Source organism: Antrihabitans spumae, assembly GCF_043944905.1.
GTDB lineage: Bacteria > Actinomycetota > Actinomycetes > Mycobacteriales > Mycobacteriaceae > Antrihabitans > Antrihabitans spumae.
Map to the genome: position 1 here is coordinate 1 of NZ_JBIMSN010000032.1, position 22482 is coordinate 22482.

The window sequence follows — 22482 nt, forward strand, 5'->3', positions numbered from 1 at the left end:
ATCCGCGCAACGTTAGTAAAGCTAACGACAGTGCGCCCCTCATTTCGCAACAGCCCGGATTCCGTCCGAAAACGCAACGAATGGGGCATGAGCGTCACGTGCGCGACCGACTCACGCGACGACTGCGACGAATCGCCAATCGAGGGCAGCGCGCGGACCGTCGGCTCCGTCGACTGAGACAAGTGAGCGCAGATCGACCAAGCCGCCGCCCGACTGCAGCGGGCGTAGGCGTTCGATCGCGATCTCGCTGCGCACGGTGTCGCCCTCGTAGACGGGCCGGGTGTGATCGCAGGAGTACCAGGCCGGAACGGTGACGACGGACGGGAGGCAACGAGACACCTGGGCGAGAGCGAGCGCGATCGTGTGCCCGCCGAAGACCAATCGCCGACCGTCACCCGCGCGGGAATCATGATGTACCTCAGCAATATTGAGGGTAAGTCGGGCCAGCTCGGGAGCATTGGTGACGACGTCCGCGCCTGCCGATCCGAACCGCATGCCCTCTTGAAGATCTCGGAAGGCGAGACCACTGCTTGCGGCTTCGAAATCGGCGAGACGCCAACCACTGATCGAGGTGGTGAGGTCTTGATCGGCGACCAACCCGATTGCTGCGCTGTCGTCGTCGAATCCGGTTTGTGCGCGGCTGTCGCGTAGGGAGATCATCGCGCATCGGTGGAAGTCGAGCACTCGACGATCCTGCTGATCGACGGTGACGATGCGCAGCACGGCGAGGCCGGTTGGGGCGCGACCTGCTTTGCCTCGATTCTGGCGAAGGGCGACGACCGTGGTCGTTGTCCGGAGCGTGTCGCCGATCATCGGGGCGTGGTGAAACATCAAGCCGCGGTAGAACAGGTTGGCTTTCACCTTCCTTGTCACAACCGTGGACTGACCGATCGCCACGTTCCAGACCAAGGCGGGATGCGCGAGCCGTCCACCCGCGACTCGTTCGCTGAGCTGCGCGTCCAGCGGGAGCCGTAGGCGGTCGCCGACTATGGCCTGGTGCGCAGCCGCGTGACCGTCGGTGAGTGTCATCGGTGGGGCGTCGTCGAAACTCTGGCCGACCCGGAGATCCTCGAAGTACGGACCGTCGATCAGGGTCATCGCGTCAGTCCGCCACGGCTGACGAGTTGTGCGGCAATGACATTGCGTTGTATCTCGTTGGTGCCTTCGCCGACGATCATGAGAGGAGCATCGCGAAAGTATCGCTCGACGTCGTAGTCGGTCGAGTAGCCGTAGCCGCCATGGATGCGCACAGCGTTCAGAGCGATCTCCATGGCGACCTCGGATGCGAACAGCTTGGCCATACCTGCCTCCATGTCGCACCGCTCGCCGGATTCGAACCGCTCGGCGGCATGCAACACAAGCTGTCGCGCTGCCGTGAGTTTCGTTGCCATATCTGCCAGATAATTACCGACCGATTGGTGCTTCCACAATGGTTTGCCAAAACTCTCCCGCTCCTGCGCATACCGAAGCGAGTCGTCGAAGGCGGCCTGTGCGACACCGAGAGCCCGTGCCGCCACCTGAATTCGCCCGGTCTCGAGGCCCTTCATCATCTGGGCGAATCCCTTGCCGGCGACCCCACCGAGAACCGCCGACTCAGGAACCCGACAGTCGTCGAAGGTGAGCTCGCACGCCTCGACGCCCTTGTACCCGAGCTTGGGCAGATCCCGGGAGACTGTCAGTCCCGGAACATGCTCGACCAGCAGAATGCTCATTCCAGTGTGAGGAGGTGAAGCCTCAGGATCGGTCTTGCACAGCAGCGCAACGACCTGCGACCGGCGAGCGTTGCTGATCCACGTCTTGGAACCACTGATCACGTACTCGTCGCCGTCTCGCAAGGCTGTTGTCGTCATCGCCTGCAGGTCGGAGCCGCCACCTGGCTCGGTCAGAGCCATCGTCGCGCGGACAGCCCCAGTTGCCAGCAGGGGCAGATAGTGGCTCTTTTGCTCGTCGGTGCCGAAGCTGTCGATGAGTTTCGCAACGACGGTGTGCCCGCCCATCGCGCCGGCGAGGCTCATCCAGCCACGCGAAAGCTCTTCGGTGACAGCGACATAGCAGGGCATCGACACCGGAACCGAACCGTACCGCTCCGGAACTGCAAGGCCGAAGATGCCGAGCGCCTTCATCTTTTCGATGAGCGCCTCGGGGTAGGTGTCGGTTCGCTCCAGCTCACGCACGACCGGGCGGACGTCGCGATCGACGAAGGCCCGCACGGTCGCGACGATGCTCTGCTCGTCCGGCGACAGTCGCGACACAACTAGCCGAGCGGATTCTTGCCCAGTGTCGCACCAGTGAGATCGGTTATCTCGCTCCACTTTTCGGCAACGCCGTCGATCGTGGGCGGTTCGGAGAAGTACACACCGGCCGATTCGAACTGCGCGACTCGCTTGACCGAGCCGCCACCGACGACGAGAACGGTTGCGGTATCGGTGCACTCGTCGCTGACGAGGTAGCCGATCACGGGGGCGACCTGAGCCGGCGGGAGCTTCTCCAGGAACTCGGGTGGCGCGATGTTTTCGGTCATCCGCGTCGCGGCAAGGGGTGCAACCGCATTGGCGAGGATGTTGTACTTGGCACCTTCCACCGCGAGCGTGTTGACGAGCCCGACCAAGCCGAGTTTCGCTGCACCGTAGTTGGCTTGGCCGAAGTTGCCGTAGAGGCCACTCGTCGAGGTTGCGACCACAACTCGACCGTGGCGTTGCTCGCGGAAGTGCGGCCACGCAGCGCGGGTGACGTGGTACCCGCCCCAGAGATGGACGCGCTGAACGGATTCCCAGTTGTCCGTCGACATCTTGTGGAACGCACCGTCGCGCAGAATGCCCGCATTGTTCACGACACCGTGGACCGCGCCGAACTCGTCGATGGCTGTCTTGATCAGTGCCGCGGCACCTTCTTCGGTGGCGACGCTGTCGTAGTTGGCCACTGCGGTGCCGCCTGCTTCGCGGATCTCGGCGACCACACTGTCTGCCATGGTCGAGCCGGCGCCGGACCCGTCGCGGGCACCACCCAGATCGTTGACGACCACCAACGCGCCTTCTCGGGCGAGCAGCATCGCGTACTCACGCCCAAGGCCGCCTCCCGCTCCGGTGACGACGACTACGCGGTCCGTTACTCCGGGCATGTGTTTACGTTCCTTTCGAAGATGCGATTCACGCCATGAACCTGGCGATGGATTCGGCGACGCACGCCGGCTTCTCGGAGTTCTCGAGTTCGAGCGTGACCACGAATTTCGCCTGCACGCCGCCGGGGATAGGGGTCAGCGATGCAATCACTGCGCTGGCGCGTAGTCGCGAGCCGACCCGAACAGGGGAGATGAACCGGACCTTGTCGAAGCCGTAGTTGATGCCCATCGTGATGCCGTCGACGGTGTAGAGCTGGTGCGTGAGCAGGGGGAGTAACGAGAGCGTCAGCAGCCCGTGCGCGATGGTCGTGCCGAACGGTCCGGCGGCGGCCTTGTCGGGGTCGACGTGGATCCACTGATGGTCACCCGTGGCCTCGGCAAATGTGTCGATTCGGTCCTGGTCGATCGTGATCCAGTCCGTTGTACCGAGGGATTCGCCTTCGGCGCTCACAAATTCGTCGATGCTGGCGAAGACCTTCACATGCACTCCCATCGTCGGTGCGGCAGGTGCCCAGGTGGAATGTAGCCGAGGGACTGGGCGCAGTGCATCCGCCGAGTTCCGGGCAGGTGCGCCGCACCGATAGGGTGGTCGGCATGGCTGAGTTCATTTACCAGATGCTGAAGGTGCGTAAGGCGCACGGCGACAAGGTCATCCTTGACAACGTCACTTTGAACTTCCTCCCGGGCGCGAAGATCGGCGTCGTCGGCCCCAACGGCGCTGGTAAATCCAGCGTCCTCAAGATCATGGCCGGACTGGACCAGCCGAACAACGGCGAAGCTTTCCTCGCCAACGGCGCGACCGTCGGCATCCTCATGCAGGAACCGAAGCTCAACGAGGAAAAGACGGTTCGCGGCAACGTCGAAGAAGGCCTCGGCGAGATCAAGGTCAAGCTGGATCGGTTCAACGAGATCGCCGAGCTGATGGCGACCGACTACTCCGATGAGCTGATGGAAGAGATGGGTCAGCTCCAGGAGGCGCTCGATCATGCCGACGCGTGGGACGTCGATTCACAGCTCGAGCAGGCAATGGACGCTCTGCGCTGCCCGCCGCCCGAGGAGCCCGTCACGCACCTGTCCGGTGGTGAACGCCGCCGCGTCGCGCTGTGCAAGCTGCTGCTGAGCAAGCCTGATCTGCTGCTGCTCGACGAACCGACCAACCACCTCGACGCGGAGAGTGTCCTCTGGTTGGAGCAGCACCTCGCGGACTACGCAGGCGCCGTTCTCGCCGTCACCCACGACCGGTACTTCCTCGACAACGTCGCCGAGTGGATTCTCGAACTCGACCGTGGCCGTGCGTTCCCGTACGAGGGCAACTACTCGACCTACCTCGAGAAGAAGGCCGAGCGCCTGTCGGTGCAGGGCAAGAAGGATCAAAAGCTGCAGAAGCGGCTCAAGGACGAACTCGCCTGGGTGCGCTCGGGAGCCAAGGCGCGTCAGGCGAAGAGCAAGGCCCGCCTGGACCGCTACGAGGAGATGGCGACCGAAGCGGAGAAGACGCGCAAACTCGACTTCGAGGAGATCCAGATTCCCGCCGGTCCGAGGCTTGGCAGCGTCGTCGTCGACGTCAGTCACCTCGACAAGGGCTACGGTGGCCGGACGCTCATCAAGGACCTGTCGTTCACCCTTCCGCGCAACGGCATCGTCGGCGTGATCGGACCCAACGGCGTCGGCAAGACGACGCTGTTCAAGACGATCGTCGGACTCGAAAGTCCGGACAGCGGTGAGGTGAAGGTCGGCGAGACGGTCAAGCTCAGCTACGTCGACCAGAACAGGGCGGGTATCGATCCGAAGAAGAACGTCTGGCAGGTCGTATCCGACGGTCTCGACTTCATCCACGTCGGCCAGCAGGAAATGCCGTCGCGTGCCTACGTCAGTGCGTTCGGTTTCAAGGGTCCGGATCAGCAGAAGCCCGCGGGTGTGCTGTCGGGTGGTGAGCGAAACCGCCTGAACCTGGCCATGACGCTCAAGCAGGGTGGCAACCTGATCCTGCTCGACGAACCGACCAACGACCTCGACGTCGAGACCCTCGGCTCGCTGGAGAACGCCCTCGAGCAGTTCCCCGGTTGCGCCGTGGTGATCTCGCACGATCGCTGGTTCCTCGACCGCACCTGCACCCACATCCTGGCGTGGGAAGGCGACAGCGACAACGACGCGAAGTGGTTCTGGTTCGAAGGCAACTTCGAGGGCTACGAGAAGAACAAGATCGAGCGGCTCGGTCTCGAAGCGGCACGCCCGCATCGAGTTACGCACCGCAAGCTGACGCGTGACTGAGCCCTACACGTGCCGGGTCGAGGTCCGCTGGGCGGACCTCGACCTGCTCGGTCATGTGAACAACACGAAGTACTTCGAATACGGCATGGAAGCTCGCGTCAAGTTCTACGAGCATTGCGTGCTGCATCCGGACGGAGTCCGGCGCCCCGCGCTTGTCCTCCGCAAGGCCGACATGGACTACCTGAGGCCGATTCTGCTCAGCTCGGGACCACTGACCATCGAGACCTGGGTGACCCACATCGGCACGACCTCGTACTCGATCCGGCACCGCATGCGCGACAAACACGGCGAACTCTGCGCCGAGGGCAGCGCGGTGATGGTCGGCTTCGATCTGAAGCAGCAGAAGCCGCGCCCACTCAGCGACGAGGAACGTACCGCCCTCGGTGCGTATCTGATCTCGAGCGTCTGACTCGGCCAACCGGTCATGGCGGCCGGGTAACCGGTCGGTGTTTCCACCCTGTTACGTGGCCGTCGGCGGCTAGGCTCGATTCGGCACCGCTAGTACGCAAAAAGAGACCAGAGGGTGGGCTCCGATGACCGCTTCACCAGGCACGTTGCACACCGAGTGGGCAGCCGAGCTGCCCGATGCACTTCGGGCCGACATCGCGAATCTCGAAAGCGCGTACTTCAGGCATGTCGACGCAGGCGATGCGGACTGTGCGATCGCAGGATCGTCGGAGAACGTCTTCCAGCGGCACGTCGATCTGGCGATGGTTCGTCAACCGGGGCAATCGATTTCGAAGTTGTATCGCGTTACGACTGGCGGCACCGACGACAGATTCGGTGCGGCACTGCAGATCGTCAACGACGATATGCCGCTGCTGGTCGAGTCGATAACGTCGATGCTGAGCCGCATCGGAGTGTGCCTCAGCGAGGTCATCCACCCGATTCTCGACGTCGAACGAGACAGTGACGGACGCCTTCTGCGAGCCGTCCCGCACGACCCCGAAAAGTCGTTGGAAGGGTGGCAGCGCGAGTCGTGGATGCACGTGCAACTGCACCCGTCGACCGATCCGACACTGCTCGACCGAGTGGAGACCGCCACCCGTGACGTGCTCGGCGACGTTCGCCAGGTTGTCAACGACACCGACGCCATGCGCGCCGTCCACCGCGAACTCGCGGACGAGATGGACGAGGCGGCCGCTGCAGGGATCGGTCCGTACACGCAGGCCGACCTCACCGATTGTGCAAACATGTTGCGCTGGTTGGCCGAAGGGCACTACACCGTGCTCGGCTACACGCGCTACGCGCGCGAGGGCGCAGGCGAACACCGCGTGCCGGGCAGCCCCCTCGGTGTTCTTCGCAGCGATACCCGAGCGGCAGCAGGCGCGGACATCGCAGTCCCGGTGTCGGGTGGCGACCGACCGCTGCTCGTGCTGACTCAGGGTTCGGTGCCCGCGACCGTGCATCGCTCCGTGTACCCGTACTTCGTCGGGGTCGCGTCGTTCGATGCCGACGGCAACGTCACCGGTGAGCACCTTTTCGTCGGTGTCTTCACCGTGACGGCCTTGCACGAGAACGTGCTCGACATTCCCGTGATCGAACGTCGCGTCCGAGCTGTGATCGATCGCGCAGGCTTCGACATCAACTCGTTCTCCGGGCAGGCGATGCTCGAAGTCATTCAGTCCTTCCCGCGCACCGAGTTGTTCTCCTCCGATGCCGAGCGGCTGTTCCGCACGACGTCGTCGGTGCTCAATGTCGGTCTGCGGCGCCAGGTTCGGCTGTTTCTGCGGGACGATCAGTACGGGCATTTCGTGTCGTGCCTCGTGTACCTGCCGCGCGATCGCTACACAACAAGGGTCCGGCTCGCGATGCAAGACATCCTGACCCGCGAGCTCGGCGGCAGTTCGATCGAGTACTCGGCGCGCGTCACCGAATCCGATCTCGCGAACGTGCATTTCACGGTGCGACGCGACGACGCGAAAGCACAGCCTGCAGTCGATACGTCGGACGAGAACAGGCTGCGGATCCAGGAACTGCTTGCCAACGCAACGAGGTCGTGGGACGACCATCTCGGCGACGCCGTCGGAGCCGGCGAGGTGTCGGTCCTGCCCGCGTTGGCGCAGCAGTACGCCGATGCCCTTCCCGAGGCGTACAAACAAGACTTCGCCGCGCAGCGCGCCCTCGCGGACATCGCGCGCCTCGACGGGCTCGAAGAAGGTTCCATCGACCTGCACCTGTACCGAAACGAGAAGGCGGACAAGGGGTATTGGCGCTTCACGCTCTACATCGGTGGTAGCGGTGTCTCGCTGAGCCAGGTGCTGCCCGTGCTGCAGAGTCTCGGCGTCGAGGTGCTCGACGAGCGGCCGTATCAGGTGAATCTGCTTGGTAGTACCGAACGTTGGATCTACGATTTCGGTCTCGTCGCGCGGCCGGAACTGCTTCGTGGCTCGCTCGACCAGAACATGGACTCGACGTTGGCGGAAGCGAACGGTGCCACGCTCGAGCTGCAGGAGCGATTCACGGACGCGTTCAGGGCGGCGTGGTACGGCCTTGCCGAATCCGACAGCTTCAACGAACTCGTGCTGCGGGCGGCCCTGCACTGGCGCGAGGTCGCGATCTTGCGCGCCTACGCAAAGTACTTGCGGCAGGCCGGTTTTCCGTACAGCCACGCGAACATCGGCCGCGTACTGCTCGCCTATCCCGAGACCGCGCGCCTCCTTGTCGACCTCTTCATGGCGCATTTCGATCCCGATTCCGCGTCGGTCGATCGTGCGGCCGACATCGGCGCACAGTTGCGCGAGAAGATAGACGCCGTCGTCAGCATGGACGCCGACCGAATCCTGCGGGCAATCCTCGGGCTGATCCGAGCGACACTGCGCACCAACTACTTCGTCGTCGATTCCGACGGGGAGCAGCGCAGCTACCTCTCCTTCAAGGTCGAACCACGCGAGATTGCCGAATTGCCCAAGCCACGGCCACGTTTCGAGGTGTTCGTCTATTCGCCGCGCGTCGAAGGTGTGCATCTGCGGTTCGGCACCGTCGCCCGCGGCGGTCTGCGGTGGTCGGACCGACAGGAAGATTTCCGTACCGAGATTCTCGGGTTGGTCAAAGCACAGGCCGTGAAGAACGCCGTCATCGTGCCCGTCGGTGCGAAAGGTGGCTTCGTTGTGAAGAATCCGCCTGCACCGACCGACGATCCCGCAGCCGATCGCCAGGCGTTCCGCGACGAAGGTATCGCCTGCTACACCCTCTTCATTTCCGGACTGCTCGATGTCACCGACAACGTCGACCGAGCAACCGGTGCGGTTGTCCCGCCTGAGCGGGTTGTGCGGCGCGACGGCGACGACACCTACCTCGTCGTCGCAGCCGACAAGGGAACGGCGACATTCTCCGATATCGCGAACGGCGTCGCCTTGAAGTACGGCTTCTGGCTCGGCGATGCCTTTGCCTCCGGCGGTTCTGCGGGCTACGACCACAAAGCGATGGGCATCACCGCCAAAGGTGCATGGGAGAGCGTCAAGCGGCATTTCCGCGAGATGAACATCGATACCCAGACCGAAGAGTTCACGGTGGTCGGCATCGGTGACATGAGTGGCGACGTCTTCGGCAACGGAATGCTGTTGAGCGAGAAGATCCGGCTCGTTGCAGCCTTCGATCACCGCCATATCTTCCTCGACCCGAATCCTGTTGCCGCGCCGTCGTTTGCCGAACGTGAGCGGCTCTTCGCGTTGCCGAGATCGTCGTGGGCGGATTACGACACGTCGCTGATCAGCGAGGGTGGCGGCGTCTTCGACAAGACAGTCAAGTCGGTACCGATCAGCCCGCAGGCGCGAGAAGCGTTGGGCCTCGACGAATCCGTCACCGCACTCTCGCCGCCGGAACTCGTCAAGACCATCATCCTCGCGCCGGTCGATCTGCTCTGGAACGGCGGCATCGGCACCTACATCAAGGCGAGCACCGAGTCCAACGGCGACGTCGGCGACAAGGCGAACGATTCGGTCCGGGTGAACGGTAGCGACCTTCGGGTCAAGGTCGTCGGAGAAGGTGGCAACCTCGGCGCAACTGCGTTGGGCCGCATCGAGTTCTGCCAGAACGGCGGCAAGATGAACACCGACGCCCTCGACAACTCCGCTGGCGTCGATTGCTCCGACCACGAGGTCAATATCAAGATCATGCTCGATCGACTGGTCAGCAGTGGCGAACTTGCCGAGCAGGACCGAAATCCGTTGCTGGCGTCGATGACCGACGAGGTCAGCCGACTGGTGTTGGAAGACAACATCTCTCAGAACTTCCTGATGGGGCTGTCCCGCTCGGATGCCGGGCCGATGCTCAGTGTGCATCGCAGGGTGATCGGCGAACTCGAATCGCATCACGGTCTCGATCGCGAACTCGAAGCCCTGCCGTCCGAAGCGGAGATCACTCGCAGGCGCCAGGACGGTACCGGACTCACGTCGCCCGAACTATCGAATCTGATGGCGCACGTGAAGCTTTCGCTGAAGGACGATCTGCTCAAGAGCGATCTGCCCGACCTGGAGGTGTTCGCGCGCAGGCTGCCGTCGTACTTTCCCACGCCGCTGCAGGAGCGGTTCGGCAAGGCGATCAAGTCGCATCCCCTACGTCGCGAAATCGTCACGACGATGATTGCCAACGAGACGATCGACTACGGCGGCATCACCTACGCCTATCGGTTGTCGGAGGAAGCGGGGGCGACGAGTACCGACTCGGTGCGCGCCTACAACGCCTCCGTCGAGATCTTCGACCTACGGAACCTATGGCAGGAAATCCGCAATTCAGACATGGGCGTGCACGTACTCGACGACCTCGAACGTGAATCCAAGCGGACCCTCGATCGTGCGTCACGCTGGCTGCTGATCAACCGGCCACAGCCGATCGCAGTCGGCGCCGAGATCAACAGATTCAGCAGGGGAGTGCGTGAACTCGCGCCGATCGTGCCGAGCCTGTTGCAGGGCCATCGTGCGACCAGCTTCCACGAGCGGACGGCCGCGAGCGTGAAACTCGGTGCGCCGCAAGAACTTGCCGAGCGTGTGTACGGATTGCTCGACCTGTTCGCACTACTCGACATTCTCAACATCTCCGACATCACCGAGCGAGAGGGCGACGAGGTCGCGACGCTGTACTTCGCGCTCGACGCACACCTTTCGATCGACTGGTTGCTCACACAGGTCGACCATCTGGCGCGCGGCGATCGTTGGCACGCTCTTGCTCGACTCGCACTGCGCGACGACCTGTACGCATCGTTGCGGTCGTTGACTATGGACGTACTCGCCTCGGGCGAACCGGACGAGTCGCCGCAGGAGAAGATCGAATACTGGGAGTCGACCAACCAGTCGCGGTTGGGGCGCGCCCGCAACGCGCTGTCCGAGATCTTCGAGTCCGGCACCCACGACCTTGCCACCCTGTCGGTGGCCGCACGGCAGGTCCGTAGCATGGTCAGCGGTGTCGGATCGCAATCGGAGGCAAATCGTTGACAGAGCCAGTCGGCTTGAACGGCTCGGAGGCAGTTGGTTTTCACACGAAGGTCGAGGTCCGCTGGTCGGATATGGACGCCTTCCAGCACATCAACCATGCACGCATGGTGACGTTGCTCGAAGAGGCCCGAATCCCGTGGTTGTTCTACGACGACCGACCGACGAAAACGCTGCGTGACGGCGCTGTCATCGTCGATCTGCATGTGCGGTACCGCGGTCAGTTGCGCCACGACGACACCCCGCTCGACATCGTCATGTGGGTCGACAAACTGCGAGCCGTCGACTTCACCGTCGGCTACGAGGTCCGCGCGGTCGGTGCCGCGCAGGATTCGCCTGCCTCCGTCACCGCGACAACGCAGATCGCAGCGTTCGACATCGAGGCACAACGCCTTCGCCGGTTCACCCCGGAAGAGAAGGCCTACCTGGAGAGCTGGCGACGGGTGTGACCCGTGCATGAACGGTATCTCGACGTTCCCGATCCGATCGAGCGTGCGAACCTGGCCACTTTCGTCGGCAGAGCGATCAGGCTCGACGACGCTGCGGTAGTGCGGTTTCGGCAACGTCCCGACAATCTCGTCGGAGCCTGGACCACAACGGGTTTCGATACATTAGCCGTGCGAGTTATCGAAGGCGTCGTGCGACCGAACGACACCACCGCCGCTGCCGATGCAGTGCAGCGAAATCTGAGCGAGTTGCAATCGGGGTCACGTATCGACCTCGGTTACTCGATGGATTCGTCTTGGCGCGGAGCGTTGCCGCCGGACAAAGGATTCGTACACGTCGACGACGTCCCGGCCCGCGTGCTGGTCGACCTCGCCCAGCGCGGCGCCGCATTGGCGAAAGAACACGGCAGTAACCAGGGCCCGCCAGTCTCGTTACTCGACCAGGAGGTCCTCGAGGTCGAGGGCGGCGGCGAGCAGTTCGGTGTGTCGATGCGCATCGTATTCGCGCTCACCGCAATGGGTTTCATCCCACACACGGGCCAGGAGCAGATGACGGCGGGTCTCGATCTGGACCGTATCGACGCCGACGAACTGGTCCGCGTGCGAGCAAGCAAGTCGTGGATACGCCTCGATGCGCGCTACGGATCCGTCCTCAAGCACCGCGGAACCGGGTTGCAGTTCGCCTAGACCGTGCTTTCCAACTCCGCGCTGATTACACCAGCCAGGCTGCGGCGTCGGCGGGTAGGCGACCACCCTCGATCGGCACGCTCGACAGCAGGACCTCGCCGGGCGGCAGCGGTATCGGCGCTGTCGTGGTGTTGAGTGCACAGATCAGCCCGCCGCGCCTGCGGAAGGCGAGGCAGCCGGAAGGGCTTCCGTACCAGTCGATGTCGTCGCCGGAGAACTCCGGACGTACGGCGCGCAGTTCGATCGCGTGTCGATAGAGCGACAACGTCGACGCGACGTCCTCGATCTGTGCCTCGACGGAGCAGTCGGCCCACTCGGCCGGTATCGGCAACCACGACCTGTCGGCAGTTGTGAAACCGAACGGCGGAGCTGAACCCTCCCACGGGAGTGGAACTCGGCAGCCGTCGCGGCCGCGCTCGGTGTGTCCAGAGCGTTCCCACACCGGGTCCTGCAACACCTCGTCTGGTAGGTCGACGTTGGGTAGTCCGAGTTCGGACCCGTTGTAGACGAATATCGTTCCGGGAAGCGCGAGTTCGACCAGTGCCATGGCACGCGCGCGGGCGAGTCCGATCGCACCGTCGCCGTAGCGGGTGACTTCGCGCTCGACGTCGTGGTTGGACAGCGTCCAGGTCGGTGCGCCACCGACACCGGCGACCGCTGCCATGGAGTTCTCGATCGCGGCGCGTACGGCGGCAGCGTCGAACGCAACCTCGGCAAGGCGGAAGTTGAAGGCGAGATGGAGTTCGTCCGGACGGACGTAGGCACCGAAGCGCTCGTTGTCCTCGACCCACACCTCGCCGACGGTTACCGCGTCCGGGTACTCGTCGATGATGCTGCGGATGCGGCGATGGATGTCGTGCACGCCATCGTTGTCGAAACGGAGGTCGTTGTCGGAGTTGGCGAGCAGTTTGTTCTCGGAGATGTCCATGTCCGGTATGCCGGCAGGCTTCGCCATCCCGTGTGCCACGTCGATACGAAAGCCGTCGATGCCGCGATCGAGCCAGAAGCGCAGCGTTTTCTCGAGGTCGTCGAAGACCTCGGGGTTTTCCCAATCGAGGTCGGGCTGCTCCGGCGCGAAGATATGCAGGTACCACTGGCCGGGTGTGCCGTCTGCTTCGGTGATCCGGGTCCACGCGGGGCCGCCGAAGATGCTCGGCCAGTTGTTGGGCGGTTCGGAGCCGTCGATGCCGCGACCGTCGCGGAAGATGTAGCGGTCACGCTCCGCGCTCCCGGGTGCTGAGGCAATCGCGGCTTGGAACCACGGATGTTCGATGCTCGTGTGGTTGGGCACCAGGTCCATCGTCACGCGAATCTTGCGGGAATGTGCTTCGGCGAGCAGCGCGTCCATGGTCTCCAGACCGCCGAACATCGGGTCGATGTCGCGCGGATCCGAGACGTCGTAGCCGCCGTCGGCCATGGGGGAGCGCATGACGGGGGAGAGCCAGAGGGCGTCCACTCCGAGCAGTTCGAGATAGCCGAGCTTGTCTCTGACACCACCGAGGTCGCCGATACCGTCACCGTTCGAGTCGGCGAACGACTTCGGATAAACCTGATAGAAAACGGCACTGCGCCACCATGGATCGGTGGGCCGCGATGCAGCCGCCGGTGTCGCCCCCGAGTTGTTTAGTTCCTCCACAAGGGGTCATAGTGCCAAACAATGGCGACATCGACGACATTGCAGTGGTGTAGGTCCACCGTGCCGCTCGCGCCAAGCCTGGCAAATGCCAAGCAAATTCGCGGTCGGCGGCCTCAGAGCGGTGCGTTGACCATCGATTGCGCCGCCATCTCCATGTAGTCGGTCAATGCCTTGCGATGCTGGTCGTCGAGGGTTTCCGGTTCGATCGACGCGATCGCGACGTACATGCACCGCAACCAGGCGTCGCGTTCGATCGGCCCGATTCGGAAAGGATTGTGTCGCATCCGCAAACGTGGATGCCCGCGCTCGTCGGAGTACGTCCGCGGGCCACCCCAATACTGCTCGAGGAACATGCGGAACCGACGCTCCGCCGGGCCCAGATCTTCCTCCGGATACAGCGGGCGCAGAATTTCGTCCACCGCGACCTCGCGGTAGAAGCGGTTGGTCAGTCGGCGAAAGGTCTCGGCCCCGCCGACTGCTTCGTAGAAGGTCTCTGCGCTAGTCACCGTGTTGGATCGCCCCGTCGGATTGTCTTGTTCGGTCAGGTCCCATTGTGCCCGTTGGACAAGTCCGCGCGATCGTCGAGGCACGTCACCATCTGTTCACCGGACAGCCTGCGACTTTGTTGGAAATCAGCGTGCATCTGTCGGATATCCGTGTTCCACTGGTGGCAATCTCCAGCAGGCTCACCTCTAGTGCTCGATCGAGGCGGGTCGGCTCACTCTGCACCACCGGGAGGTCGTATGAAGCACCGGCATGATGCTCGGACGCATCGACAACTCGAGCCCACCGGCGCCCACAGCGCAGCGTCGGGGGCTGCTGTTCTTCACGTCATCCCTGAAAGTCCATCGTCGGGTCCCGCTTCCGCGACGCTGACCGACGACGCCGTACCTGCCTGGGTCAAGCGCCGGGTGTTGCTTCTGAATGCCACCTACGAACCGCTGACCGCACTTCCCGTTCGTCGCGCCGTCGTACTTCTCGTCTGCGAGAAGGCACTCGCCGTGCACGAGGATCCGGCAGGCCCGGTGATTCATTCCGCTGGCTGTTCGATCCAGGTTCCGTCCGTGATTCGCCTTCGCACCTATGTCCGTGTGCCGTATCGCGCGCGAATTCCCATGACCCGCGCGGCCCTCATGCATCGAGATCGCTTCCGTTGCGCCTACTGCGGTGGCAAAGCCGAGACGATCGATCACGTCATCCCGCGCAGCCGCGGCGGCGAGCACACCTGGGAAAATTGCGTCGCAAGTTGTGCGCCGTGCAATCACCGCAAGGCGGACAAACTGCTCAGTGAGCTCGGCTGGCCGATGCGCGCGCAGCTCGTCCCGCCCAAGGGACCGCACTGGCGCCTGCTTGCAACGACCAAAGAACTCGACCCGATGTGGTTGCGCTACCTGGGCGAGGGTGCGGCGTAGCGTTTTTGGGCACGTTTCGGCACCTTTCGATAGGAATCACGGTAACCGTCGACTAGGTTTGGGTGCGTGAGCATTCTCGAGACAACGCTGATTTTCGGAGGGATACCCCTCCTGGTCATAGCGGTCGTAGGCGGGCTTTCCTACCTGGGCAATCCGATTGCGGGTAAGCATCCAGAGCACTACGACCTCGGTAAGCCGTGGACACACGCACCGGTTTTGTGGAGCGCGACCGACGAGGTCACCTCGCACGGCCATCACGGCGGGCATGCTGCGATCGCAGCCGCCCCCGCAGACCTGATCGGAGGTAAGGGAAGTGGCAAGTGGTAGCCAAAATTACCCCGCGGTCGTCGAATCGGAGTTGCCGATCGGCTCCGTCGTGACGGCGAGTGGACGCGTATCCGCAGTTCATCGCGCAGGCGAGGAGTTTCCTGAGCTGCCGTTCACGGACATGGAAATGGTCAGGCTCGACAATGCACTCACCGACGCGACGCGGTCGACCAAGGTCCGGTTCAATGTCTACCTCGGCGATCTCGGCAACAACCCTGCCGCAGGTGCAGACGAGCTGTTTCCGACGACCCCGGAGTTCGAGCGCTCGACTCTGATTGCGGTATCGCCCAATCAGCGAGTCGTCGAGATTCGATCCGGCAAAGCTGTCGCGGCTCGCGTCAACGATCGTGTTGCGCAGCTCGGCGTCACTGCAGCCGTCGCGTCGTTCGGGGCCGGTGATCTCATCGATGGGATCGTCGCCGCCGTCCGCGTGATGAGCGCAGCGATCAAGGCTCCCTAGGCGCTTCGCGCTCGTGCGCGGTTGAGGGGTCTATAGACCCCTCAACCGCGCACAGGCAGCTAGCTGCTAATGGGCAGCTTGCGTGACGTCGGGCCCTTGAGCAGGCGACTCAGCGAGAACCTGCCAAGTTCTGGGTCGTAGGGACGATGCGTCAGATAGACGAAGACGTGATACTTGCGATGTTGCCGTAGCGCCTTCTCGATAAGCGGCGTCATCATGCCGTGCAATTCGAAGGTCTTCGTGCCGGAATCTATGTAGCTCGTGAACTCGCGTGGCGGTGTGTAGGCCCGGCGCGGGGAGATGTCCACACGCATGTCCGACAGCTGCAGGATCAAGATGTCCTTCGCGCGGATGCACAGTGCGAGGTCCAGGTCCTCGTGGATCTCTCTGTCGGTGCTCGTCGCATCGCGGACTTCGAGCCATGTCGACTTTCGAATCGCCATGTTCGCACCGTGCAGATTTCTGATCTCTCGATCACCGCCCATGGCGCCGAGTCGGACCTGGCGATCGACGAACCAGCCCTTGAGCTTTCGGTACGGCGAATCGTAGGAATTGTTCAAACCGCTTATACCGCCGACGGATTCGATGCCGTCGCGTTGGAAGAACTCCAGCACTGTCGAGGTCCAGTTGGGGTATACGCGGGAGTCGGCATCGATTCTCCCGAGGATTTCGCCTGTGGCAGTGTCGAATCCGAGGTTGCGCGCGAAGGCGACGCCTTGCCGCTCCTCGTTGAGGTAGGTCAATTTCGGATGATCGGCCAGATAGCGGCGAACGACCTCCGCGGTCGCATCGGTCGAATTGTTGTCGACGACGATGATTTCGTGGAGGTCGTCCTCCTGGGTAAGGAGGGCGTCGAGGCACGGTCCGATGTAGTGCTCTTCGTTGTATGCGGGTATGACAACCGAAAGTGTTGGTACGGGCATTACATCGACGCTATCGGACGCGTTGCGACGCGGTCAACGACGCTACCGGGCTGCCGGGGTCCAACCGGGGCCGCGGAACAGGTAGCCGAAGCGGTCGCGCCAGTCGGTCGCGGTGCGTACGTCGCGGACGATGTTGCGGTATTCGCCGAACGCGACTGTCACTGGATTGTGGGTCTCGATGTTCTTGGTCAAGCCGTACCGAACCCGAGCGCCTTCCGGTTCGAAGGTGCCGAACAGCCGATCCCAGACGATCAGAATCCCGCCGTAGTTCGTGTCCAGATATTCGGGGTTGGAACCGTGATGGACACGGTGATGCGACGGCGTATTCAGAACGAACTCGATCGGCCGTGGCAGCTTCTGAACCCGCTCGGTGTGCAGGAAGAACTGGTAGACGAGGCTGATGGCCTGCTGGGTCAGGATCATCCACGGCGAGAATCCGAGGAACGCGAGCGGCAGCCAGAACGGTAGGGCCGTCATCGGTGTCCAGGTCTGCCGTAGCGCTGTGCTGAGGTTGTAGAACTGGCTCGAATGATGGACGACGTGCGAGCCCCACAACACGCGGACCGTGTGATGCAGCCGGTGATACCAGTAGTAGGCGAAGTCGTCGGCAAAGAAGAGTGCTACCCAGACGAGCGGGTTGTCGGCTGGTAGGTGAAACGGTGCCACCGAGTAGGCGGCGGCGAAGACGGCAAGGACAACGAGTTTCCAGCCGATGTTGATGAACACCTGGCCGAGACCCATCGACAGGCTTGTCGTCGCGTCGCGAAGTTCGTAGCCCTTTTCGTCGTCGTCCGGCAGGAAGTGGAACGAAACCGCCTCCAGCGCAAGGCAGATGGCGAATACGGGGATGGCGTGCAGGATCAAGTCGAACATCGTTCGGTCCTTTATGTGAAATGGGTGTCAGCTGTCGAGGGCGGTGACGACACGTCCGAGTAGTTCTTCTGCGAGCTCGCGAGCGGCCACGCTGTCCCGCGCGACGATGCGGTCGGCCAGCGCGAGGTGCGCGTCGCGGTCGGCGAGTTCGGCGGGAAAGCCGGTCAGGTGGTCTGCCCCGATTTCGTCGATCGCGCCGACGATGGTGTTGAGACCGAGGCGGTAGGCGAGGTTGTCCGAACCGTCGATGACGGCGGTCCAGAAGGTGCGGTCGATAGTGCTGAGTTCGGCGAACGTGCAGGTGCCGGTGGGGTAGCGGTCGGCAGTGGCGACAACGAGGGCAAGTTGAGAATCCGTCGCGCGTTCGGCGCACAGTCGTGCCGCATCGGTACCGACCGATCTGCGCATTTCGGCCATGTCGCGCAGCAGGCGAATCGGCGGCACGACACCCGAGTGGGTCAACGCGACGAGAACGTCGAGGCCGGCATTCGACCGCCAATCGAGCACTCGGGTCTTGCCGCCCTGCGAGATTCGGATCAAGCCGGTCTGCTGGACCCGCTTGAGCGCCTCCCGGACCGCGTGGCGGTTGACCTCGAACGTCTCGGCCAGATCGCGCTCGGCGGGCAATGCGTCGTCGGGCAGCAGTCGGCCGGACAGGATTTCGTCGACGAGTCTGCCGAAGACGGCGTCGGACAAGGCGGCGCGGGGGATCGGGCTGATCGACATAAACAGAGAATGACCGCTAGAGGTCAACTTGTCAACTGGTTGGACCAGTCTGTCAGTGCACGGGTGTACCGTTTGTCAGCGGCGCTGTTAGCATCGTGTGACTGACACCTGTTTCAGACGTAAGTGTCCGACGGACGACTTCGGAACCGCACTTGAACGTCGAGGACAACGGACCGACCGAAGAGAGCCTGCATTGAGCGTCCGAGTTGATTCCAACGCCGGGTGGACACCCGAACCGACACTGCCGAAGCCGACGGGTCGGCCGCGCTTGCCTGCACACGATCCCTTCTACGATCCGCCGAGCGGTTTCGCCACTCTGCCTGAAGGCACGTTGCTGCGCAGTCGTGAGGTGGAATTGGCCTTTCTCGGCGTCATCCGTCAGCAGATCACCGCCTGGCAATTGCTCTACCGGACCTCCGACCTCAACGGGGTCGCCGAGGCGGGCATCACGACGGTGCTGCTGCCGTCGGGCGTCGAGCCCGGTGACGACCGCCCGCTACTCGCTTACCAGTGCGCGATCGATGCCGTCGCAGACAGCGCGTTTCCGTCGTACGCATTACGCCGCGGTGCCTGGGCGCCCGGGGCCGTGCCGCAGCTGGAACTGCTGGTCATCGCCAGTGCGCTGGACCGCGGCTGGGTGGTCTCCATCGCCGACCACGAGGGTCAGAACGGGTACTTCGGCGCGGCACGCGAGCCGGGCTACCGGGTGCTCGACGGCATCCGTGCCGCTCTCGGATTCGGTCCGCTCGGCCTTCGCGACGACACCCCTGTGGGTGTGTGGGGCTATTCCGGTGGTGGCATGGCCAGTTCGTGGGTTGTCGAGATGGCACCCGACTACGCACCGGAGCTCGACATCGTCGGTGCTGCCCTCGGCGCACCGGTCGGTGATCCGGGCCAGACGTTCATTCGGCTCAACGGCACGTTCCATGCAGGGCTTCCCGCGCTCGTCGTCGCGGGCCTGCGACACATCTACCCCGGGCTCGACAGAGTGATAGAGCAGCACGTCGACAACGACGGTCTCCGCAAGCTCGACCTGATCGAGAAGCTCGGAACCGTCGCTGCGATCGTCCGTTTCGCCCGCGACGATTTCGACGATTACACCGATATTCCGCTCGCCGACCTGCTCGCCACGCCCGAGGTGCTCGAGGTCTTCGAAGATATTCGCCTCGGCGAACGCACCCCGACCTGCCCGCTGTTCGTCGTCCAGCCGATCCACGACCAGATCATCCATATCGAAGACGTCGACGGCCAGGTGAACCGCTACGTCGACGGTGGCGCACACGTCACCTACCGCCGCGACCGGTGCAGCGAACACCTGTCGTTGATGGTCCTAGCCGCGCCGACGGTCCTCGACTGGTTGTCGGATCGGTTCGCGGGACGCGCTCTACCCGACGCGGGCACCAAGACGGTGCTCTCGATGGCATTGAATCCGAGCGCGATTCGCGGCTTTGCGGCACTCGCTCGCGCCGCGGGCAAGGTTGTGCTCGGCCGCAAGCTCGGACGCAATTCGGAACCGACGACGATTCGCGAACGCGTCCGAGCCCGCAACGCACGGCGCCTCAGCGCCTGAGCGCGTAACCCCTACGCGCTGTCGAAGGCCCGCGCCTTCAAGGAACGAACCGTTCCTGCGCGGCCTTCGACGACGAGACGACGAAGCGCCGGCGGATGGTCACCGGCGAGGAAGTCGTCTGCCGCAGTGACGGCTTCGTCGCTGATCGCCCAGGACGGGTACAGCCCGATGACGACGGTTTGAGCGACTTCGCTCGACCGCCGCGCCCACACGTCGGTGATGTCCTCGAAGTACTTCGCCAGGTAGGGCGCCAACAGCTCACCCTGGCCGTGCGGTGCGAAGCCGCCGATGATGGCCCGAGCCGTGATGTTCGGGATCGTGTCGTCGGAGACAACGCGCGACCACACATCAGCCTTGACGTCGGCCTGCGGTCGTGCGGCAGCGGCCATGCCACCTTGCCGCTTGCCTGCCGCGGTCGGATCGCGCTGCACCTCGGCGTCGATGAACGGCGTTGCGACACCGTCGGAATCGATTTCGCCTGCCGCAGCGAGCGCGTAGACGAGCTTCCAGCGCAGGTCGGTGTCGATGACGAGTCCGGGGAGGCCAAGCGTCGCGGGATCGGCATCCAGAAGTTCCTGGATGACTTCGACATGCCAATCCGACAGCAGCGACGACGTCAGTGCATTCACGAAGGCGAGCTGATGATCCGAACCGGCTTCTGCCTCACGAGCAAGCTCGAGCAGGCGATTGGCGAAGTTCGGCCAACCCTGCGTCGCAGCCCATTCGGGATCGGCATACGCGCCGATCGCGGTCTGAGCTTGGAGCAGAATCCGTTGCACCACACCGACTTCGGTCTCGGTTCCGATGCCACGCTGGACGAGCGCGACGAAATCGCGCGCCTTCATCTCCGCCTGGCGCGTCATCTCCCATGCTGCCGACCACGCGAGGGTCCGGGGGAGGGGTTCACCGATGTCACCGATGCGGTCGATCAGAACGGCAAGCGAATCGGGGTCGAGCCGCACCGAGCAATAGGTGAGGTCGTCGTCGTTGACGAGGACGAACTTGCCGCGCGGCGTGCCGATCAGCTCGGGGACCTCGGTGCGTTCGACTGCTTCGACATCGAGCTCGACGCGCTTGGTGCGCAACAGTTTCCCGTCGGTGTCGTCGTAGACACCGACGGCGAGGCGATGCACACGACGCTCACCAGCGCCGGGCGCGGCACCGTCCTGCACGACAGCGAAAGACGTGAAGTTGCCGTCGGAGTCGGTCTCGAACTCCGGACGCAGGGTGTTGAGGCCGGTGGTCCGCAGCCATTGCGAACCCCAGTCGGAAAGGTCACGGCCGGAGGATTTTTCGAGCGCGGAGAGCAGATCGCTGAAGGTGGCGTTGCCGAAGGCATGCTCGGTGAAGTAGTCGCGCAGCCCAGCGAGGAACGGCTCGAGCCCGACGTAGGCGACCAACTGCTTGAGGACGCTCGCGCCCTTCGCGTAGGTGATGCCGTCGAAGTTCACTTCCACCGCAGCAAGATCGGGAATGTCGGCGGCGATCGGGTGGGTCGACGGCAGTTGGTCCTGCCGGTATGCCCACGCCTTCTCGACGTTGGCGAACGTCGTCCATGCATTGACGTATTCGGTCGCCTCCGCCTGGCACAGCACCGAGGCGAACGTAGCGAACGACTCGTTGAGCCAGAGATCGTCCCACCACGTCATGGTCACGAGGTCGCCGAACCACATGTGTGCCATCTCGTGCAGCACGGTCTCGGCGCGGCGCTCGTAGGAGTAGCGCGTGACCTTGGACCTGAAGACGTAGTCCTCGAGGAACGTCACTGCGCCGGCGTTTTCCATTGCGCCTGCATTGAATTCGGGCACGAAGAGTTGGTCGTACTTGCCGAAGGCATACGGCATGCCGAAGTTGCGGTGGTAGAACTCGAAACCCTGCTTGGTCTCGGTGAACAGACGCTCGGCGTCCATGTGCTCGGCGAGCGATGCTCTGCAGAAGATCCGCAACGGGATCGTCCCGTGCTCGTCGGTGTAGCTGTCACTCCAGTGCGCGTAAGGTCCGGCGATCAACGCGACGAGGTAGGTGCTCATCTTCGGTGTCGTCGCGAAGTGATGCTTGTCGGCCGCGCCGCCGTCGTTGCCGAGCGTCGCCGAATTCGAGATCACCTTCCAGTCGTTGGGAGCCGCGACTGTCAGATCGAAGGTGGCCTTGAGGTCGGGCTGGTCGAAGCAGGCGAACATACGCTTCGCGTCGGCGGTCTCGAACTGTGAATACAGATACACGCTGTCGTCGGTCGTATCGACGAACCGGTGCAGGCCCTCGCCGGTGTGCGAGTACTCGCAATCCGCTTCGACCACGAGTTCGTTGTGCTGAGCCAGATCTCGAAGCTCGATGCCCGTCGACTCGTTGTAGTCGCTCACATCGATCGACTTACCGTTCAGCGTCGCCGAACGAACGCCAGCAGCGACGATGTCGACGAAGGTGTAGCCGCCAGGCATCGCGTCGAACGTCACCGTCGTACGGGAGAAGAAGGTCTTCTCACCTGGTCCGCCCGCGCCATCGGTGAGATCGAGTTCGATCCGGTAGTTGTCGACGGCCAGGAGCGTCGATCGCTCCGCTGCTTGGTCGCGGGTCAAATTCGGTGGCGCCACAAGGGTTCCCTTC

General features: G+C 63.4%; 19 protein-coding genes. 9 read left to right on the plus strand and 10 right to left on the minus strand.

Annotation, left to right across the window (positions count from 1 at the left end):
• Positions 1 to 111: 111 nt before the first annotated feature.
• Genes ACHIRB_RS08310 through ACHIRB_RS08325 form a run of 4 tightly spaced genes read right to left on the minus strand, consistent with a single transcriptional unit; the run spans position 112 to position 3599 of the window.
• Positions 112 to 1098: a MaoC family dehydratase gene (locus tag ACHIRB_RS08310; protein ID WP_395125241.1), complete on the minus strand. Its 987-nt coding sequence runs from the start codon at positions 1096 to 1098 to the stop codon at positions 112 to 114.
• The gene (locus tag ACHIRB_RS08315; RefSeq protein WP_395125242.1) at positions 1095 to 2252 is read right to left on the minus strand and encodes an acyl-CoA dehydrogenase family protein; all 1158 of its coding nucleotides are present in this window, start codon (positions 2250 to 2252) and stop codon (positions 1095 to 1097) included. Before ACHIRB_RS08315 ends, ACHIRB_RS08310 begins: the two co-directional genes overlap by 4 nt.
• Before the next feature lie 2 nt (positions 2253 to 2254).
• Positions 2255 to 3118, minus strand: a complete 864-nt coding sequence (locus ACHIRB_RS08320) for an SDR family NAD(P)-dependent oxidoreductase (RefSeq protein WP_395125243.1) — start codon at positions 3116 to 3118, stop codon at positions 2255 to 2257.
• 28 nt (positions 3119 to 3146) lie between these two features.
• Positions 3147 to 3599 carry a MaoC family dehydratase gene (locus tag ACHIRB_RS08325; protein WP_395125244.1) on the minus strand — a complete coding sequence of 151 codons (453 nt, stop codon included), beginning with the start codon at positions 3597 to 3599 and terminating at the stop codon, positions 3147 to 3149.
• Positions 3600 to 3712: 113 nt separating this feature from the next.
• Between ACHIRB_RS08325 and ettA the strand changes: the two genes are divergently transcribed.
• From ettA to ACHIRB_RS08350, 5 genes are all read left to right on the plus strand, one after another.
• Positions 3713 to 5389, plus strand: a complete 1677-nt coding sequence (ettA, locus tag ACHIRB_RS08330) for an energy-dependent translational throttle protein EttA (RefSeq protein WP_199707833.1) — start codon at positions 3713 to 3715, stop codon at positions 5387 to 5389.
• Positions 5382 to 5798, plus strand: coding sequence for an acyl-CoA thioesterase (locus tag ACHIRB_RS08335; protein WP_395125245.1), 417 nt, complete (start codon positions 5382 to 5384; stop codon positions 5796 to 5798). Before ettA ends, ACHIRB_RS08335 begins: the two co-directional genes overlap by 8 nt.
• Before the next feature lie 124 nt (positions 5799 to 5922).
• Positions 5923 to 10821: an NAD-glutamate dehydrogenase gene (locus ACHIRB_RS08340; protein WP_395127667.1), complete on the plus strand. Its 4899-nt coding sequence runs from the start codon at positions 5923 to 5925 to the stop codon at positions 10819 to 10821.
• The gene (locus ACHIRB_RS08345) at positions 10818 to 11267 is read left to right on the plus strand and encodes an acyl-CoA thioesterase (protein WP_372433233.1); all 450 of its coding nucleotides are present in this window, start codon (positions 10818 to 10820) and stop codon (positions 11265 to 11267) included. The genes ACHIRB_RS08340 and ACHIRB_RS08345 overlap by 4 nt, the downstream gene beginning before the upstream one ends.
• Before the next feature lie 3 nt (positions 11268 to 11270).
• A complete protein-coding gene (locus tag ACHIRB_RS08350) occupies positions 11271 to 11951 on the plus strand; it encodes a DUF8185 domain-containing protein (RefSeq protein ID WP_395116403.1) in 681 nt (226 codons plus the stop codon).
• A gap of 25 nt (positions 11952 to 11976) precedes the next feature.
• On the opposite strand, the gene ACHIRB_RS08355 is transcribed toward ACHIRB_RS08350, so the two are convergent.
• A complete protein-coding gene (locus ACHIRB_RS08355) occupies positions 11977 to 13587 on the minus strand; it encodes a glycoside hydrolase family 13 protein (RefSeq protein ID WP_395116405.1) in 1611 nt (536 codons plus the stop codon).
• Between the two features lie 113 nt (positions 13588 to 13700).
• Positions 13701 to 14093 (minus strand): globin, encoded by a 393-nt coding sequence (locus tag ACHIRB_RS08360; protein ID WP_395116407.1) that lies wholly within the window; start codon positions 14091 to 14093, stop codon positions 13701 to 13703.
• 237 nt (positions 14094 to 14330) lie between these two features.
• On the opposite strand from ACHIRB_RS08360, the gene ACHIRB_RS08365 reads away from it, so the two are divergent.
• The 3 genes from ACHIRB_RS08365 to ACHIRB_RS08375 all read left to right on the plus strand — a co-directional run bounded on the left by ACHIRB_RS08365 (position 14331) and on the right by ACHIRB_RS08375 (position 15786).
• Positions 14331 to 14999, plus strand: a complete 669-nt coding sequence (locus ACHIRB_RS08365) for an HNH endonuclease (protein ID WP_199707824.1) — start codon at positions 14331 to 14333, stop codon at positions 14997 to 14999.
• Between the two features lie 66 nt (positions 15000 to 15065).
• On the plus strand, positions 15066 to 15326 hold the full coding sequence (ctaJ, locus tag ACHIRB_RS08370) for an aa3-type cytochrome oxidase subunit CtaJ (protein ID WP_395116409.1): 261 nt from the start codon (positions 15066 to 15068) through the stop codon (positions 15324 to 15326).
• On the plus strand, positions 15313 to 15786 hold the full coding sequence (locus tag ACHIRB_RS08375; RefSeq protein WP_395116411.1) for a DUF5130 domain-containing protein: 474 nt from the start codon (positions 15313 to 15315) through the stop codon (positions 15784 to 15786). The genes ctaJ and ACHIRB_RS08375 overlap by 14 nt, the downstream gene beginning before the upstream one ends.
• Before the next feature lie 59 nt (positions 15787 to 15845).
• Here the strand turns inward: ACHIRB_RS08375 and ACHIRB_RS08380 are convergent, their stop codons facing one another.
• Genes ACHIRB_RS08380 through ACHIRB_RS08390 form a run of 3 tightly spaced genes read right to left on the minus strand, consistent with a single transcriptional unit; the run spans position 15846 to position 18308 of the window.
• Entirely contained in the window at positions 15846 to 16709 is an 864-nt protein-coding gene (locus tag ACHIRB_RS08380; protein WP_395116413.1) for a glycosyltransferase family 2 protein, read from the minus strand.
• A 42-nt stretch (positions 16710 to 16751) separates the two neighbouring features.
• Complete coding sequence (locus tag ACHIRB_RS08385) at positions 16752 to 17582, minus strand: sterol desaturase family protein (RefSeq protein ID WP_395116415.1); 831 nt, start codon at positions 17580 to 17582, stop codon at positions 16752 to 16754.
• A 27-nt stretch (positions 17583 to 17609) separates the two neighbouring features.
• Positions 17610 to 18308 carry a FadR/GntR family transcriptional regulator gene (locus ACHIRB_RS08390; protein ID WP_395125247.1) on the minus strand — a complete coding sequence of 233 codons (699 nt, stop codon included), beginning with the start codon at positions 18306 to 18308 and terminating at the stop codon, positions 17610 to 17612.
• A 193-nt stretch (positions 18309 to 18501) separates the two neighbouring features.
• On the opposite strand from ACHIRB_RS08390, the gene ACHIRB_RS08395 reads away from it, so the two are divergent.
• A complete protein-coding gene (locus ACHIRB_RS08395; protein ID WP_395116417.1) occupies positions 18502 to 19878 on the plus strand; it encodes a lipase family protein in 1377 nt (458 codons plus the stop codon).
• Between the two features lie 11 nt (positions 19879 to 19889).
• Here the strand turns inward: ACHIRB_RS08395 and pepN are convergent, their stop codons facing one another.
• On the minus strand, positions 19890 to 22469 hold the full coding sequence (pepN, locus tag ACHIRB_RS08400) for an aminopeptidase N (protein WP_395116419.1): 2580 nt from the start codon (positions 22467 to 22469) through the stop codon (positions 19890 to 19892).
• Positions 22470 to 22482 lie beyond the last annotated feature (13 nt).